Below are 15,655 nucleotides of genomic sequence, written 5' to 3'. Positions count from 1 at the left end.
TCAGCGGAACGGCGGCTCGTCGAAACTGCGCAGTTTACGCGAGTGCAGCGAGTTCAGTTCGGTGCGCAGCAGGTCGAGCGCCGCAATACCTATCTTCAGGTGCTGGCTGACCGCCCGGTTGTAGAAGGCGTTGGCCGCCCCCGGCAGCTTGATCTCGCTGTGCAGCGGCTTGTCGGACACGCACAGCAAGGTGCCGTAGGGCACGCGCAGGCGGTAGCCCTGGGCGGCGATGGTGCCGCTTTCCATGTCCACTGCCACAGCCCGCGACAGGTTGATCAATGGGCGCTCCTGGGCCCAGCGCAGCTCCCAGTTGCGGTCGTCGTAGGTCAGCACGGTGCCGGTGCGCAGGCGCTTTTTCAGTTCGTCGCCACGTTCGCCGGTCACCTGCGCCGCCGCTTCCTGCAACGCCAGCTGCACCTCGGCCAGGGCCGGGATCGGGATATTGGGCGGCAGCACACGGTCAAGGATGCCGTCGCGGCGCATGTAGGCGTGGGCCAGCACGTAGTCGCCGATGGTCTGGGATTGGCGCAGGCCGCCACAGTGGCCGATCATCAGCCAGCAGTGCGGGCGCAGCACCGCCAGATGGTCGGTGATGTTCTTGGCGTTGGACGGGCCCACGCCGATATTGACCAGGGTGATGCCATGGCCGTCGGCAGCAATCAGGTGATACGCCGGCATCTGGTAGCGGTGCCACACCACCCCGGCCACCAGCGCCTGGGCTTCGCCATTGTCCATGGCCTTTTCGATCACCACGTTGCCCGGCAGCACCATGCGCACGAAGCGCGGGTCTTGGCGCAGTTGCTCCAGGCCGTGGGTGATGAACTGGTCGACATAGCGGTGGTAGTTGGTGAGCAGGATCCATGGCTGCACATGCCGCCAGTCGCTGCCGGTGTAATGCACCAGCCGGCGCAGCGAGAAATCGACCCGCGCCGCGTCGAACAGCGCCAGCGGCAGCGGGTCGACGTTGGCCCAGTCGTACAGCCCGTCGGCGATGCCGTCGGTGGCCGCCGACAGGTCGGTGCTGGGGAACACCCGCGCCAGCGCCGCAGCGGTGATGCCGGTGCCGGCCAGTTCATCGCCCTGCTCGACCACATAGGGGTAGGGAATGTTCTGCTCGCTCAGGCCCACTTCGACCGTCACGGTAAAGTCGCGCATCAAGGGCCCGAGCTGCTCCAGCAGGTAGCCGCGAAACGCGGCCGGCTGAGTCACGGTGATGCTGTAGGTGCCCGGCAACTGAACCTTGGCGTAGGCCCGGGTGATCACCGGTACGTCACCCTGATACTGGTAGGTCAGGCGCAGTTCGGGGTAACGAAACTGTGCGCGCTCGGCCGCATTGGGCTCGGTGCGGTCCTTGAGGTAGCGCTTTAGCGCCTGGCTCAGTGCGGCGGTGGCGGATTCGTGCAAGGCGGCCAACTGGTCGACGGCTTGCTCGGCGGTTTCCACGACAACGAAGGTTTCATCGGTACGGCTCACAATGTACTTCCTGTCTGTCTGACATGCATGGGCCCATCTTGCCTATATCCGCCGGCAAAGGCACGCACGTTAGAGCGGCCAGTTCGGTGTGGCCCGCTGCACCAGCGCCGCCACGTCCGCCCCGCGCGGCAACGTGCCGTAGACCCGGCCGCTGCCGGACAGCCGGCTGCCGATGAAGGCGTCACTGACCGCCGCGTTGCCGGCCTCCAGCAACAGCTTGGCCTGCACCGCCAGGGCGATGTCCTCGGTGAGCTGGCGGGCGCGGTACTGGATGTCGCCGGTATCGGCGAAGGCCGCCTTGAGGTTGCCGATGTGTGCGGCCAGACGCGGATCGCCATGGCCATCGCCCAGCTCCGCAAACAGCGTGTCCAGTACACCGGGCTCCTTGGACAGGGCACGCAACACGTCCAGGCACTGCACGTTGCCCGAGCCTTCCCAGGTCGAGTTGACCGGGGCCTCGCGGTACAGCCGGGGCAGGATGCTCTCTTCCACGTAACCGGCGCCGCCCATGCATTCGGCGGCCTCGTTGATCATGGCCGGCGCGCGCTTGCAGATCCAGTACTTGCCCACCGCCGTCATCAGCCGCGCAAAGCGCGCCTGGTGCGGGTCGTCGGGCTGGTCCAGCGCATGCCCCATGCGCAGGCTCAGGGCCAGCGCCGCCTCGCTTTCCAGGGCCAGGTCGGCGAGCACGTTCTGCATCAATGGCTGCTCGGCCAGCACCCGGCCCCCGACCGTGCGGTGGGCGCAGTGGTGCGCGGCCTGGGTCAGGGCCTGGCGCATCAGCGCGCTGGAGCCGACCATGCAGTCGAAACGGGTCATGGCCACCATCTCGATGATGGTCGGCACGCCACGGCCTTCCTCGCCGATCATCCAGGCCAGGGCGCCGCGAAACTCCACCTCGCTGGACGCGTTCGAACAGTTGCCCAGCTTGTTCTTCAGGCGCTGGATATAGAACTGGTTGCGCGTGTCGTCCGGGCGATGGCGCGGCAGCAAAAAGCAGCTCAGGCCCTTGTCGGTCTGCGCCAGGGTCAGGAACGCGTCGCACATCGGTGCCGAACAGAACCACTTGTGGCCCACCAGCTCGTAGGCCTGGCCCGGCCCCGGCGCGCTCACCGGGTAGGCCCGGGTGGTATTGGCACGCACATCGGTACCGCCCTGCTTCTCGGTCATGGCCATGCCCAGCGTAACCCCCACCTTGTGCCGGTCGCCGACATTGCGCGGGTCGTAGGCGGTGGCCAGCACCTTGGGTACCCAGTACTCAGCCAGGTCCGGTTGCAGCCTGAGCGCTGGCACCGCGGCAAAGGTCATGGTCAGCGGGCAGCCGCTACCGGCTTCGGCCTGGCTGTGCAGGTAGGTCATCGAGGCACGGGCGACATGCGCGCCGGCACGCGGCTCGGCCCAGGGCAGCGAGGGCAGGCCATGCTCGATGGCAGTCCGCATCAGCTCATGGTAGGCCGGGTGAAACTCCACCAGATCGATCCGATGCCCATAACGGTCATGGCTGCTGAACTGCGGCTTGTTCTGGTTGGCCAGAAAGCCTGCGGCCATCAGCGGCCCACCGGCCAGCGCGCCGTAGGCATCGATACGTGCCTCGGCCCAGCCTGCGCCGTAATGGCGCGACCATTGCTGCAGCGGCAGGTCGAGGCGATACAGATTGGCGCCGTCGAGGCTGGGCGGCTGGTTGGTGACTTCGTGGGTTTCGGCGTACTGGTGCAGGTTCATCGGGGGCTCCTGGCAGATCCGGACGTGACCCCAGTGAATCACGCCCCGCCCCCGGCTCAAAGTGACAAAAACGCCTAATCAGCCGCGATTTGCCCCGATCTGGGCGCCCCGGAAAACCCGCTGGGCACCCGGGCCGTCAAGGTCAGTTCGAAGCAACTGCCCTCGCCCGGGCTCGACTGATGGCTCAGCTGTGCGTCGATCAACAGCGCCAGCTTGCGACAGATCGACAGGCCAATGCCCAGGCCGCCGTACTCGCGGGTCATCGACCCATCGACCTGGAAGAAACGCTGGTAGGGCGCTGCCTCGTCCAGGCAGTGAAAGCCGATACCGCTGTCGCGCACACTGAAGGTCAGGCTCGCCTGATCGACGCCCATGGGCGTGGCCCGCACCTTGAGCAGCACGCCGCCGCGATGGGTGAACTTGAGCCCGTTGTCGAGCAGGTAGCTCAGGCACATGGCCAGCTTGCGCCGGTCGCCGTGGATCACGTCCGGCAGATCCATGCCCGGGTCCAGGTTGAAGAACAGGCCCTTTTCCTGGGCCTTGGGCAGAAATCGCACGCGCAGTTCGTGAAGCAATCCATGCACGCTGAACAGCTCGGTCTGCACCTGCAGGCGACCGGCCTTGAGCTCGGTGAGAATCAGGATGTCGTCGACCATGCGCATCATGTTCTGCGCGGCAGCGTTGGCGGTGTGCTGGTAGGGGGTACGCTCCTGCTCGCTGGTGGCCATCTGCATCAGTTCCAGCGAGCCGATCACACCGTTCATGGGGGTGCGCAGCTCATGGGTGACGGTGGCCAGGAACTCGTCCTTGAGGCGATTGCTGCGCGCCAGCTGCAAGTTGGCCTGCTCCAGTGTCAGCCCGGCCTCGCGCAGCGTGCGCGCCTGTTCTTCGCGCATGCTGTTGATGCGGTCGGCCAGGGCCAGCGACAACAGCCCCACCTCCAGCGCCGAACCGATCTGGCTGGCGTACATGGTCAGGAACACATTGGGCAGGTAGCCCAGCACCATCAGGGTGTTGACCAGCCCGCCGAGCAAAAAGGCCGACCAGGCGATGATGAAGTAGCGTGCCACGCGCATGCCGCGCCACCAGGCAAACAGCCCGGCGGCGAAGATGCTCACCGTGAACAGCAGCGCCAGCGCGGTAGCCAGGCGCAGGGCGATCCCGTAGTCCTGCGCCAGCGACATCACCATCACCAGCACCGAACAGGCCATCAGCCCCTGAAGGAAGCGGTCGAAGGCGCGGCTGTGGCTGGCCATCTGCAGGAAACTGCGCGCGAACTGGCAACCGAACAGGCCCGCGGCGCCGATGAACAACGGGGTGGCGGCGTTGGCCCACCACGGGTGGTCCGGCCAGAAGTACGCCACCCCGGCGCCATTGACCGAGACCTGGTACAGGCCGAACGAGGCGATGTAGAGGATGTAGTAGAGGTAGCTCCTGTCGCGCACACTGATGAAGATGAACAGGTTGTACACCAGCATCCCCAGCAGCACGCCGTAGATCAGCCCCAGCACATACAGCCGCGTGGGCTGCGCCTCCAGGTACGCATCGCTCGACCACAACGTCAGCGGCGCCTGTACCGAACCCTCGCTGTGCAGGCGCAGGTACAAAGTGGTCGCCTGGCCGGGGGCGAACGGCAGATTGAACAGGTAGTTGTTCTGGCGGATCTGGCGGCTGGCGTAGGGCAAGGCATCCCCGGTGCGCTGCGCCAGGTAGTAGTGCCCGGCGGCATCGGGCAGGTAGAGTTCCAGGTAATCGAGTGGCGGGTAGGCCAGTTCCAGCAACCAGTGACGTGGCGCGGCCTGGGCCATGGCGGTGTAGCGCAGGTCGAGCCTGATCCAGAAGACCGAGGTCGAATAGCCGGCGTTGAGCACGTCGGCCTGGTGCGGCTCGAACCGGCTGGCGAAGTCCGGCGAGCTCACCTGGGCGATGCTGGCGCTGCCATCGGGGTCTTCATACACCTGCATCAGGCGGCCCAGCGGCAACTGCCGGGTGGTGTCGTCGAAATCGGCAGCGCTGGCCAACAGTGGCAAACAGCACAGCAAGAAAGTCAGCAAATTACGCATACAGCCCCGGCGTGGCATGTGCAGTCGCGTCGCGTTGGCCTCCTGTCCGTTTGAGGCGACGAAATCCGACAGTACCTGTTATCGATTGGCGAGCACTCTAGCATAGGTTCCCGGCGCTTCCAGCGGTGTTGTTTCAATTCAATTCAGAGGCTCTATCTCGCGGCTTTCAGCCTATATCAGAGAAGCAATCTGACCTGTCGATCAAAAACACCGCCTGCCTGGAAGACCCGCCAAAAGCGTTTGGTGGTAAGCTCGCGCACCATGAATACCTACAGCTCCCGCCCCGTTGTCCTCTGTCTCTCCGGCCACGACCCCAGTGGCGGCGCCGGCTTGCAGGCAGATATCGAAGCCCTGATCGCTCAAGGTTGTCACGCCGCCCCGGCCGTCACCGCCCTGACCGTGCAGAATACCGTCAATGTCAGTGACTTCCGCGTGCTCGACCGCGAGTGGGTGCTGGCCCAGGCCAATGCCGTGCTGACCGACTCGACCGTCGCGGCGGTGAAGCTTGGCATGCTTGGCTCGCTGGCCATGGTCGACACCATCGTCGAACTGCTCAGCGCCCACCCGCACCTGCCGCTGGTGTGCGACCCGGTGCTGCGCGCCGGTGGCGGTGGTCGCCTGGGCAAGGACGAGGTCGGCTACGCCATGCGCGAACGCCTGCTGCCGCTGGCCACCATTGCCACGCCCAACCTGCCCGAGGCCCGCATCCTGGCCGAACTGCCCGAAGGCAGTGCCGATGAATGCGCCGAAAAACTGCTGCCATTCGTCAAGCACCTGCTGATCACCGGCGGCCACGGCGACGAACACGAAATTCACAACCGCCTGTACAGCCGCGACGGCGAGCACCACACCTGGACCTGCCAGCGCCTGCCGGGCGACTACCATGGCTCGGGCTGCACCCTGGCCAGCGCCCTGGCCGGACGCCTGGCCCTGGGCGAGCAGTTGCACAGCGCGGTACGCTCGGCGCTGGACTACACCTGGCGCACCCTGCGTGACGCCGAAAAACTCGGCCAGGGCCAGTACGTGCCACGCCGCCTGCCCCTGGATTTCTGTTCCTGACCGACCGCCCCGAGGCCTGCACGATGAAGTTACGTGGTTTGTATGCCATCACCGACAGCCAACTGTTGGCTGGCCGCTTTCTTGCCTACGTCGAAGCGGCCCTCGAAGGTGGCGTGACCCTGCTGCAATACCGCGACAAGAGCCAGGACCACGCACGTCGCCTGGGCGAGGCCGAAGCGCTCAAGGCCCTGTGCGAGCGCTACAACACCCGCCTGATCATCAATGACGACGCCGAGCTGGCCGCGCGCCTGGACGTCGGCGTGCACCTGGGCCAGACCGACGGCCCGCTGACCCCGGCGCGCGCCCTGCTGGGACGCAGCGCGATCATCGGCGCCACCTGTCACGCCCAGCTCGACCTGGCCGAGCAGGCGGCCCGCGAAGGCGCCGACTATGTCGCCTTCGGCCGCTTCTTCAACTCGGTCACCAAACCCGGCGCCCCGGCCTGCAACGTGCAACTGCTGGAGGACGCCCGTGGCCGCATCAAATTGCCGATTGCCGTGATCGGCGGCATCACCCTGGACAACGCCGCACCGCTGGTCGCCCATGGCGCCGACCTGCTGGCGGTGATTCACGGCCTGTTCGGCGCCGACAGCACGGCCGAGGTCACTCGCCGCGCCCGCGCCTTCAACGCCCTGTTCGCATCTGCCTGAGAGAGCCCGACATGTCTCGTTCCGAAACCCTGTTTGCCAATGCCCAGAAGCACATCCCCGGTGGCGTGAACTCGCCCGTGCGTGCGTTCAAGAGCGTGGGCGGCACGCCGCTGTTCTTCAAGCACGCCGAAGGCGCCTATGTCACTGACGAAGACGACAAGCGTTATGTCGACTACGTCGGCTCGTGGGGCCCGATGATTCTCGGCCACAGCCACCCGGACGTGCTGGAGTCGGTGCGCAAGCAACTGGCCCACGGCCTGTCCTATGGTGCCCCGACCGCGATGGAAACCGAGATGGCCGACCTGGTCTGCTCGATCGTGCCGTCGATGGAAATGGTGCGCATGGTCAGCTCCGGCACCGAAGCGACCATGAGCGCGATCCGCCTGGCCCGTGGCTTCACCGGTCGCGACAGCATCATCAAGTTCGAAGGCTGCTACCACGGCCACTCCGACAGCCTGCTGGTCAAGGCCGGCTCCGGCCTGCTGACCCAGGGCGTACCAAGCTCGGCCGGCGTGCCGGCGGCGTTCGCCAAGCACACCCTGACCCTGCCGTTCAACGATATCGACGCGGTAGCGAAGATGCTCGGTGAAGTAGGCCAGGACGTGGCGTGCATCATCGTCGAGCCGGTGGCCGGCAACATGAACTGCGTGCCACCGGCGCCGGGCTTCCTCGAAGGCCTGCGCAGCCTGTGCGACCAGCACGGCGTGGTGCTGATCTTCGACGAAGTGATGACCGGTTTCCGCGTGGCCCTGGGCGGCGCCCAGGCGCATTACGGGGTGACCCCGGACCTGTCGACCTTCGGCAAAATCGTCGGTGGCGGCATGCCGGTGGGCTGCTTCGGCGGCAAGCGCCACATCATGGAACAGATCGCGCCGCTGGGCCCGGTGTACCAGGCCGGCACCCTGTCGGGCAACCCGCTGGCCATGGCCGCAGGCCTGACCACCCTCAAGCTGATCAGCCGTCCGGGCTTCCATGACGAGCTGAGCGCCTTCACCAGCCGCCTGCTCGATGGCCTGCAGCAGCGCGCCGATGCGGCCAGCGTGCCGTTCGTCACCACCCAGGCCGGTGGCATGTTCGGCCTGTACTTCAGCGGCGCCGACGACATCGTCACCTTCGACGACGTGATGGCCAGCGATGCCGAGCGCTTCAAGCGCTTCTTCCACCTGATGCTCGAAGGCGGCGTGTACCTGGCGCCGAGCGCATTCGAAGCCGGCTTCACCTCCATCGCCCACGGCGAGACCGAGCTGAAGATCACCCTGGATGCCGCCGAGCGGGCCTTCGCCAAGCTGTGAAACCGCTTCGCCGGCCAGACCGGCCCCTGCAGGTTGCATGCAATCTCATGCAATCTGCAGGGGCCGGCCTGGCCGGCAAAGACGCCAGAACAGCCACCGCAAGCCTCCCCGCCTTCCTCCCTCGGCAGAAAATCGAGTAAAGACTTTGTAAGGTGGGCGCTGCTTATCCCATAATGTGCCACCAGACACATTGGCCGCAGCTTTGCAGAGGTAAGTCGATCACCATGAACCGCGCCGGCCGCGCCCTCGCACTGGGCTGCCTGTTGCTACTTCAGCCCCTGCTGGCCACCGCAGGCGGTAACTCGTTGCTGATCCCGGCAGCAGGCCGCTGCACCCTCAATACGCCTGCCGACGAACTGCAACAGGCCCTGGCCAGCTGCCAGCAGGCCGCGCAGTCCGGCGATGCACAGGCGCAGTACGAGCTGGGCGAGTTCTATTACGACGGCAAGAACGCCCCGCAAGACCTGAACAAGGCACTCAACTATTTCGAGCAGGCCTCGCTGCAAGGCCACGCCGAAGCGCAATATCGCCTGGGCAGCATGTTCTTTCGCGGCGAAGGCGTCGCCGCCAACAACGTGCAGGCCTATATCGTGCTGAAGATGGCCGCGGTGAACGGCGCTGAAGACGCGCTGGACATGGCCGACGAAGTGTCGGCAAAAATGCAGCGCGACGAACTGGAGATGGCCACCCAGGTACTCGGCCAGATCTTTCGCAAGTACCTGCTGGAGCTGCAGACCGTCGACGGTCGCACCCCCTTCGCACCCCTTCCGTAACGCAGCTGTTACTTCTCGGGCATCGGCATCGGGAACGGCATCACGTTGCTGACGCCACGGGCTTCACTGACCTTCGGCGTGCCCAGGCGCTCGACCTCGTCGATGCGCACGATCGAATGCATGGGCACGAAGCTGCGCACCACACCCTCGAACTGAGCCTTGAGCTTCTCCTCGCTCGGGTCGACCACGACCTGAGTGCGCTCGCCGAACACGAATTCCTCGATCTCCAGAAAACCCCACAGGTCACTCTGGTAGATCTGTTTGGCGTACATCTCGAACACCTGGCCCTGGTTGAGAAAGATGACTTTGTAGATGGGAGCTTCGCGTTTGGTCATTGGGGGCTGGAACAGTCACAGGGGGAAATAAGCCGCAAACTATAACATAGCCGCCCGAACGACAGCGCTAGGAACCCTCGACCACGCGCCCTATAATGCGCGGTTCTTTGAATCACCTGATGATCACGCATGGCCAAGAAGCTCTATATCGAAACCCATGGCTGCCAGATGAACGAGTATGACAGCTCGCGCATGGTCGACCTGCTGGGTGAACATCAAGCGCTGGAGGTGACCGAGCGGGCCGAAGACGCCGACGTCATCCTGCTCAACACCTGCTCGATCCGCGAACGGGCCCAGGACCGCGTCTACTCCCAGCTCGGCCGCTGGCGCGAGCTCAAGGACGCCAAGCCCGACATGGTGATCGCCGTGGGCGGTTGCGTGGCCAGCCAGGAAGGTGATTCGATCCGCAAGCGCGCGCCCTATGTCGACGTGGTGTTCGGCCCGCAGACCCTGCACCGCCTGCCCGAGATGATCGACGCGGCGCGCACCACGCGCCTGCCGCAAGTCGACGTGTCGTTCCCCGAGATCGAGAAGTTCGACCACCTGCCCGAACCGCGTATCGACGGCCCCACCGCCTACGTGTCGGTGATGGAAGGCTGCAGCAAGTACTGCACCTTCTGCGTGGTGCCCTATACCCGCGGCGAAGAGGTCAGCCGCCCGTTCGACGACGTGCTGGCCGAGATCATCCACCTGGCCGAGAACGGCGTGCGTGAAGTCACCCTGCTGGGCCAGAACGTCAACGGCTACCGGGGCCAGACCCACGACGGTCGCGTGGCCGATCTCGCCGAGCTGATCCGGGTGGTGGCGGCCGTCGACGGCATCGACCGCATCCGCTACACCACCTCGCACCCGCTGGAGTTCTCCGACAGCCTGATCCAGGCACACGCCGAGGTGCCGGAGCTGGTCAAGCACCTGCACCTGCCGGTGCAGTCGGGCTCGGACCGCGTGCTGGCGGCGATGAAGCGCGGGCACACGGTGCTGGAGTACAAGTCCAAGCTGCGCAAGCTCAAGGCGGCGGTACCGGGCATCTGCATCAGTTCCGACTTCATCATCGGCTTCCCCGGCGAAACCGAGAAAGACTTCGAGAACACCATGAAGCTGGTGGCCGAGGTCGGCTTCGACTTCTCCTACTCGTTCATCTACAGCCCGCGTCCGGGCACCCCGGCCTCCGACCTGCCGGACGACACCCCCGAGGCGCTGAAGAAGGAACGCCTGGCTGCACTGCAGCACCGCCTGGACCACCAGGGCTTCGAGATCAGCCGACAGATGGTCGGCACCCTGCAGCGCATCCTGGTAACCGACTATTCGCGACGCGACCCGGGGCAGTTGCAGGGGCGCACGGAGAATAACCGTATCGTCAACTTCCGCTGCGACAATCCCACGCTGATCGGCCAGTTCGTCGACATCCACATCGACGATGCACGGCCACATTCGCTGTTCGGTTCGCTGGTGCAATAAGGGCCTGCGCCGGGCCCGACGAGCGGCCCGGCGACCCTTGATCGTTTCAGCGCTTTCACCGTAGCGCGGGTGGGGTTATCCTTGAATTCATCCAAATTGCCGTAGGGCGGCTAAAAACGACCTTGAACGCACCCATAGAACCTCATCGCTTCATCCTCGAGCCCTTCGAGGCTCATCGCTTCGCCAACCTGTGCGGGCAGTTCGACGAGCACCTGCGCCTGATCGAACAGCGCCTGGCCATCGAGATCCGCAACCGCGGCAATCAGTTCGAACTGATCGGCGAACCCAAACTGACCTCCTCTGCCGAGCAGCTGCTGCGCCGTCTCTACCGCGAGACCAAGGCCACCGAGCTGTCCCCGGAAATGGTCCACCTGTTCCTGCAGGAATCGGCCGTTGAAGCGCTGGAGAACCCGGCAGTCAACGAAGTCAGCGTTTCGCTGCGCACGCGCAAGGGCATGATTCGCCCACGCGGGCTCAACCAGCAGCGCTACGTGAAGGAAATCCTCGGCAACGACATCAACTTCGGTATCGGCCCTGCCGGTACCGGCAAGACCTACCTGGCCGTGGCCTGCGCGGTCGACGCGCTGGAGCGTGAACAGGTACGTCGCATCTTGCTGGTACGCCCGGCAGTCGAGGCCGGCGAGAAGCTCGGCTTCCTGCCCGGCGACCTGGCCCAGAAGATCGACCCGTACCTGCGCCCGCTGTACGACGCCCTGTACGAGATGCTCGGCTTCGAACACGTGGCCAAGCTGATCGAACGCCAGGTGATCGAGATCGCCCCGCTGGCCTACATGCGCGGCCGCACCCTGAACAACAGCTTCATCATCCTCGACGAGAGCCAGAACACCACCGTCGAGCAGATGAAGATGTTCCTCACCCGTATCGGCTTCGGTTCCACTGCCGTGATCACCGGTGACATCACCCAGGTCGACCTGCCGCGCGGCACCAAGTCGGGCCTGGCCCACGTCATCAGCGTGCTCAAGGACGTGCCGGGCATCAGCTTCACCCATTTCCAGCCCAAGGACGTCGTGCGCCACCCGTTGGTCCAGCGCATCGTCGAAGCCTACGAGCGCTTCGAGAATGCACAGGCGGGCCCGACCGAAGGCAAACCGCACGATGCTTGAGCTCGATCTGCAACTGGCCACCCAGGCAAGCGCCCCGAGTGAAGAACAGTTCCGCCAATGGTGCGCCCTGGCCCTGCGCCAGCGCAGTGCCGATTCTGAACTGACCATCCGCCTGGTCGACGAAGCCGAAGGTCGCGAGCTGAACCACACCTGGCGGCACAAGGACTACGCCACCAACGTGCTGTCCTTCCCGGCCGATGTGCCCGACGACCTGCTCGACATCCCGCTGCTGGGCGACCTGGTGATCTGCGTGGCGGTGGTGGAGCGCGAGGCCGCCGAGCAGGGCAAGGCCCTCGAAGCCCACTGGGCCCACCTGGTCATCCACGGTTGCCTGCACCTGCTGGGCTACGACCACATCGACGACGATGAGGCCGAGGAAATGGAAGCACTGGAACGAACGTTGCTTGCCGAACTGGGTCACCCCGACCCGTACGCCGACGACGAACACGACGCACCCCACACTGATATCTGCAAGGATCACGAGTAACCGCCATGAGCGAAGATCGATCGAGCAACGGGCAAAAGTCCTGGCTGGGCAAACTGACCCAGGCTTTTGCCCATGAGCCGAAAAACCGCCAGGAGCTCCTCGAGCTGCTGCGCGAAGCGCACCAGAACAAGCTGCTCGACAGCGAGGCCCTGACCATCGTCGAAGGTGCGATCCAGGTCGCCGACCTGCAGGTGCGCGACATCATGGTGCCGCGCTCGCAGATGATCAGCATCAAGGCGTCGCAGACCCCGCGCGAGTTCCTGCCGGCAGTGATCGACGCCGCGCATTCGCGCTACCCGGTGGTCGGCGAGAGCCACGACGACGTGCTTGGCGTATTGCTGGCCAAGGACCTGTTGCCGCTGATCCTCAAGGAGAACGGCGACAGCTTCAACATCAAGGACCTGCTGCGCCCGGCCACCTTCGTGCCCGAGTCCAAGCGCCTGAACGTGCTGCTGCGCGAGTTTCGCGCCAACCACAACCACATGGCCATCGTCATCGACGAATACGGCGGCGTGGCGGGCCTGGTGACCATCGAGGACGTGCTGGAGCAGATCGTCGGCGACATCGAGGACGAGCATGACGTCGAGGAAGACAGCTACATCAAGCCGCTGCCCAGCGGCGACTTCCTGATCAAGGCCCTGACGCCGATCGAGAACTTCAATGCGTTCTTCGACAGCGAGTTCTCCGACGACGAGTTCGACACCGTCGGCGGCCTGGTCATGAGCGCCTTCGGCCACCTGCCCAAGCGCAACGAAACCACCGAGATCGGCCCGTACCGCTTTCGCATCCTCAATGCCGACAGCCGCCGGATTCACCTGCTGCGCCTGACCCCCATCACCCGTTAAGGACAACCATGCGCTGGATCACCCGCCCCGGCTGGCCCGGTAACCTGCTGGCCGTGGCGGCCGGCGCCCTCACTCCGCTGAGCCTGGCCCCGTTCGACATCTGGTCGCTGTCGCTGCTGTCGCTGGCGCTGTTCTACCTCGGCCTGCGCGAGCTGAGCCCGCGCCAGGCGCTGTGGCGCGGCTGGTGCTACGGCTTCGGCCTGTTCGGTGCTGGCACCTGGTGGATCTACGTCAGCATCCACGACTACGGCGGCGCCTCGGCGCTACTGGCCGGCGGCCTGATGCTGCTGTTCTTCGCCGCCATCGCGTGGTTTTTCGCCCTGCCGGCCTGGCTGTGGGCGCGCTGGCTGCGCCGCCCTGAAGCACCGCTGGCCGACGCGCTGTGCTTTGCCGCCCTGTGGGTGGGCCAGGAGGCGTTCCGCGGCTGGTTTCTCACCGGTTTCCCGTGGCTCTATGCCGGCTACAGTCAGCTGGACGGTCCGCTGGCGGGCCTGGCCCCGCTGGGCGGCATGTGGCTGGTGTCCTTCACCCTGGCCCTGACCGCCGCCCTGCTGTGCAACCTGCACCGCCTGCGCGAGCGCAAGGGCTTCATGGCCATCGGCGCGCTACTGCTGTTCGCCCCGTGGATCATCGGCCTGGCACTCAAGGGCCATGCCTGGACCGTGCCTTCGGGCGAGCCGCTGAAGGTCGCGGCAATCCAGGGCAACATCGAGCAGGAACTGAAGTGGGACCCCGAGCAGCTCAACCGGCAACTGGCGCTGTACCGCGACATGAGCTTCAGTTCCCGGCCCGTGGACCTGATCGTGTGGCCCGAAACCGCAGTGCCGGTGCTCAAGGAGCAGGCCCAGGGCTACCTGGACATGATGGGCAGCTTCGCCACTGACCGGCATTCGGCGCTGATCACGGGTGTGCCGGTACGTGAGGTGGTGCACCAGCAGCGGCGCTACTACAACGGCATCACCGTGGTCGGCGAGGGTGACGGCACCTACCTCAAGCAGAAGCTGGTGCCCTTTGGCGAGTACGTGCCCCTGCAGGACATGCTGCGTGGCCTGATCGCCTTCTTCGACCTGCCGATGTCGGACTTCGCCCGCGGCCCCGAAGACCAGGCCATGCTGCAGGCCAAGGGCTACCACCTGGCGCCGATGATCTGCTACGAAGTGGTCTACCCGGAACTGGCCGCCAGCCTTGCCGCCAAGAGCGACATCCTGCTGACCATCAGCAACGACACCTGGTTCGGCAAGTCGATCGGCCCCATCCAGCACCTGCAGATGGCGCAGATGCGCGCCCTGGAAGCCGGGCGCTGGATGATCCGCGCCACCAACAACGGTGTCACAGGCCTGATCGACCCGTTCGGCAAGATCACCGCGCAGATTCCGCAGTTCGAACGCGGCATCCTCTACGGTGAAGTGGTGCCGATGCAGAAACTCACGCCCTACCTGCACTGGCGCTCCTGGCCGCTGACCCTCCTGTGCCTGGGCCTGTTCGGCTGGGCCCTGCTGGCCAGCCGCATTGCCAAGACGGTCTAGTAGAACAGGCGATAACCCAGCAGGCCGACTGCTTCGTTGAGCAGTTGGCCGCTCTGCCACATGGCGCGGCTCTCGGGCATCCAGCCGCCGAACGGGCGTGCATAGGCATGCCCCAGATAGCCAACCGGCGCCGCCACCACGTCGAACCCCGCCTGTTCGAAACTCCACACCGAACGCGGCATGTGCCAGGCCTGGGTGACCACCACCACACGCTTCACGCCCTGCGGCAACAGCAGCGCGGCGCTCATCTGGGCGTTCTCCCAGGTGGTACGGCTCTGCTCTTCGAGCCAGCGTACCGGCACGTCGAAATCGCGCTGCAACGAATCGGCCATCAATCGCGCCTCGCTCGGCGGCGTACCGTAGTGCAGCCCACCGCTGGTCAACAGCGGCAAGCCGCTGGCCTTGGCCAGTTGCGCCGCGTAGCGCATGCGCTCCAGTGCCACGCCGGTGGGCTGGTCGGCGCCACCCCAGGCCGGATCACCGCGCTCGCGCCCGGCGCCCAGCACCACGATCGCGTCGGCCTGGCCGGCCAGCGCCTGCCACTGCTGCGTCGCAAGCGGCGGCACACGCTCCAGCTGGCGCGCCGCGAACTCCACCACCACCGGCAGGCTCATCAGCCACAGCCCGCCCAGGCCGGCGATGAAACACAACAGCGAGGTACGCGGCCAGGACCGGCGCAGCCACCACGCTGCCAGCAGCAGCAACAGCAGCACGCCGGGCGGCAGAATCAGTTGTTTGATGAAATAGCGAAATGGCATCAGGCACCTCCATGGATGCCCAAGGCTACAGACAAACGGCGCCTGGCAACAATGCCGCCAGGCGCCGATCAATGGGAATCATGGTGCCAG

Annotated in this window: 14 protein-coding genes; 9 read left to right on the top strand and 5 right to left on the bottom strand. The window is 65.5% G+C overall.

Features of this window, described 5'->3' with window-relative positions; all coding sequences use genetic code 11:
• From amn to ACPRTJ_RS13660, 3 genes are all read right to left on the bottom strand, one after another.
• Complete coding sequence (gene amn / locus ACPRTJ_RS13670; protein ID WP_043863881.1) at positions 1–1,473, bottom strand: AMP nucleosidase; 1,473 nt, start codon at positions 1,471–1,473, stop codon at positions 1–3.
• A gap of 69 nt (positions 1,474–1,542) precedes the next feature.
• Positions 1,543–3,195 (bottom strand): acyl-CoA dehydrogenase family protein, encoded by a 1,653-nt coding sequence (locus ACPRTJ_RS13665; protein ID WP_426427008.1) that lies wholly within the window; start codon positions 3,193–3,195, stop codon positions 1,543–1,545.
• A 74-nt stretch (positions 3,196–3,269) separates the two neighbouring features.
• A complete protein-coding gene (locus tag ACPRTJ_RS13660; protein ID WP_426427007.1) occupies positions 3,270–5,258 on the bottom strand; it encodes a sensor histidine kinase in 1,989 nt (662 codons plus the stop codon).
• A 261-nt stretch (positions 5,259–5,519) separates the two neighbouring features.
• Here ACPRTJ_RS13660 and ACPRTJ_RS13655 point away from each other — a divergent pair, with 261 nt between their 5' ends.
• From ACPRTJ_RS13655 to ACPRTJ_RS13640, 4 genes are all read left to right on the top strand, one after another.
• A complete protein-coding gene (locus tag ACPRTJ_RS13655) occupies positions 5,520–6,317 on the top strand; it encodes a hydroxymethylpyrimidine/phosphomethylpyrimidine kinase (RefSeq protein ID WP_054916370.1) in 798 nt (265 codons plus the stop codon).
• Between the two features lie 23 nt (positions 6,318–6,340).
• Positions 6,341–6,967, top strand: coding sequence for a thiamine phosphate synthase (gene thiE, locus ACPRTJ_RS13650; protein WP_426427006.1), 627 nt, complete (start codon positions 6,341–6,343; stop codon positions 6,965–6,967).
• An 11-nt stretch (positions 6,968–6,978) separates the two neighbouring features.
• Positions 6,979–8,259: a glutamate-1-semialdehyde 2,1-aminomutase gene (gene hemL / locus ACPRTJ_RS13645; RefSeq protein WP_054916347.1), complete on the top strand. Its 1,281-nt coding sequence runs from the start codon at positions 6,979–6,981 to the stop codon at positions 8,257–8,259.
• Positions 8,260–8,483: 224 nt separating this feature from the next.
• Positions 8,484–9,032, top strand: a complete 549-nt coding sequence (locus tag ACPRTJ_RS13640) for a tetratricopeptide repeat protein (protein ID WP_043863885.1) — start codon at positions 8,484–8,486, stop codon at positions 9,030–9,032.
• 8 nt (positions 9,033–9,040) lie between these two features.
• Here the strand turns inward: ACPRTJ_RS13640 and ACPRTJ_RS13635 are convergent, their stop codons facing one another.
• Positions 9,041–9,367, bottom strand: coding sequence for a DUF1820 family protein (locus ACPRTJ_RS13635; protein WP_043863886.1), 327 nt, complete (start codon positions 9,365–9,367; stop codon positions 9,041–9,043).
• A gap of 129 nt (positions 9,368–9,496) precedes the next feature.
• Here ACPRTJ_RS13635 and miaB point away from each other — a divergent pair, with 129 nt between their 5' ends.
• From miaB to lnt, 5 genes are all read left to right on the top strand, one after another.
• The gene (gene miaB, locus ACPRTJ_RS13630) at positions 9,497–10,825 is read left to right on the top strand and encodes a tRNA (N6-isopentenyl adenosine(37)-C2)-methylthiotransferase MiaB (protein WP_043863887.1); all 1,329 of its coding nucleotides are present in this window, start codon (positions 9,497–9,499) and stop codon (positions 10,823–10,825) included.
• 122 nt (positions 10,826–10,947) lie between these two features.
• Complete coding sequence (locus ACPRTJ_RS13625) at positions 10,948–11,949, top strand: PhoH family protein (RefSeq protein ID WP_043863888.1); 1,002 nt, start codon at positions 10,948–10,950, stop codon at positions 11,947–11,949.
• Entirely contained in the window at positions 11,942–12,436 is a 495-nt protein-coding gene (ybeY, locus tag ACPRTJ_RS13620) for an rRNA maturation RNase YbeY (protein WP_043863889.1), read from the top strand. The genes ACPRTJ_RS13625 and ybeY overlap by 8 nt, the downstream gene beginning before the upstream one ends.
• A gap of 5 nt (positions 12,437–12,441) precedes the next feature.
• Positions 12,442–13,281: an HlyC/CorC family transporter gene (locus ACPRTJ_RS13615; RefSeq protein ID WP_043863890.1), complete on the top strand. Its 840-nt coding sequence runs from the start codon at positions 12,442–12,444 to the stop codon at positions 13,279–13,281.
• An 8-nt stretch (positions 13,282–13,289) separates the two neighbouring features.
• Entirely contained in the window at positions 13,290–14,807 is a 1,518-nt protein-coding gene (gene lnt / locus ACPRTJ_RS13610; RefSeq protein WP_043863891.1) for an apolipoprotein N-acyltransferase, read from the top strand.
• Here the strand turns inward: lnt and ACPRTJ_RS13605 are convergent.
• Positions 14,804–15,565 (bottom strand): YdcF family protein, encoded by a 762-nt coding sequence (locus ACPRTJ_RS13605; protein ID WP_426427005.1) that lies wholly within the window; start codon positions 15,563–15,565, stop codon positions 14,804–14,806. The genes lnt and ACPRTJ_RS13605 overlap by 4 nt on opposite strands.
• Between the last annotated feature and the right edge of the window lie 90 nt (positions 15,566–15,655).

Origin of the sequence: Pseudomonas palmensis (genome assembly GCF_049942755.1) — a bacterium.
Lineage (GTDB): Bacteria > Pseudomonadota > Gammaproteobacteria > Pseudomonadales > Pseudomonadaceae > Aquipseudomonas > Aquipseudomonas palmensis.
The sequence above is the reverse complement of the archived record's forward strand: the minus strand, read 5'-3'. Positions and strand labels throughout refer to the sequence as shown.

Bases quoted from the DNA above. Each gene is read 5' to 3' on its own strand.
- ACPRTJ_RS13665 (WP_426427008.1), bottom strand. From the start codon at position 3,195: ATGAACCTGCACCAGTACGCCGAAACCCACGAAGTCACCAACCAGCCG.
- ACPRTJ_RS13660 (WP_426427007.1), bottom strand. From the start codon at position 5,258: ATGCGTAATTTGCTGACTTTCTTGCTGTGCTGTTTGCCACTGTTGGCC.
- ACPRTJ_RS13655 (WP_054916370.1), top strand. From the start codon at position 5,520: ATGAATACCTACAGCTCCCGCCCCGTTGTCCTCTGTCTCTCCGGCCAC.
- thiE (WP_426427006.1), top strand. From the start codon at position 6,341: ATGAAGTTACGTGGTTTGTATGCCATCACCGACAGCCAACTGTTGGCT.
- hemL (WP_054916347.1), top strand. From the start codon at position 6,979: ATGTCTCGTTCCGAAACCCTGTTTGCCAATGCCCAGAAGCACATCCCC.
- ACPRTJ_RS13640 (WP_043863885.1), top strand. From the start codon at position 8,484: ATGAACCGCGCCGGCCGCGCCCTCGCACTGGGCTGCCTGTTGCTACTT.
- ACPRTJ_RS13635 (WP_043863886.1), bottom strand. From the start codon at position 9,367: ATGACCAAACGCGAAGCTCCCATCTACAAAGTCATCTTTCTCAACCAG.
- miaB (WP_043863887.1), top strand. From the start codon at position 9,497: ATGGCCAAGAAGCTCTATATCGAAACCCATGGCTGCCAGATGAACGAG.
- ybeY (WP_043863889.1), top strand. From the start codon at position 11,942: ATGCTTGAGCTCGATCTGCAACTGGCCACCCAGGCAAGCGCCCCGAGT.
- ACPRTJ_RS13615 (WP_043863890.1), top strand. From the start codon at position 12,442: ATGAGCGAAGATCGATCGAGCAACGGGCAAAAGTCCTGGCTGGGCAAA.
- lnt (WP_043863891.1), top strand. From the start codon at position 13,290: ATGCGCTGGATCACCCGCCCCGGCTGGCCCGGTAACCTGCTGGCCGTG.
- ACPRTJ_RS13605 (WP_426427005.1), bottom strand. From the start codon at position 15,565: ATGCCATTTCGCTATTTCATCAAACAACTGATTCTGCCGCCCGGCGTG.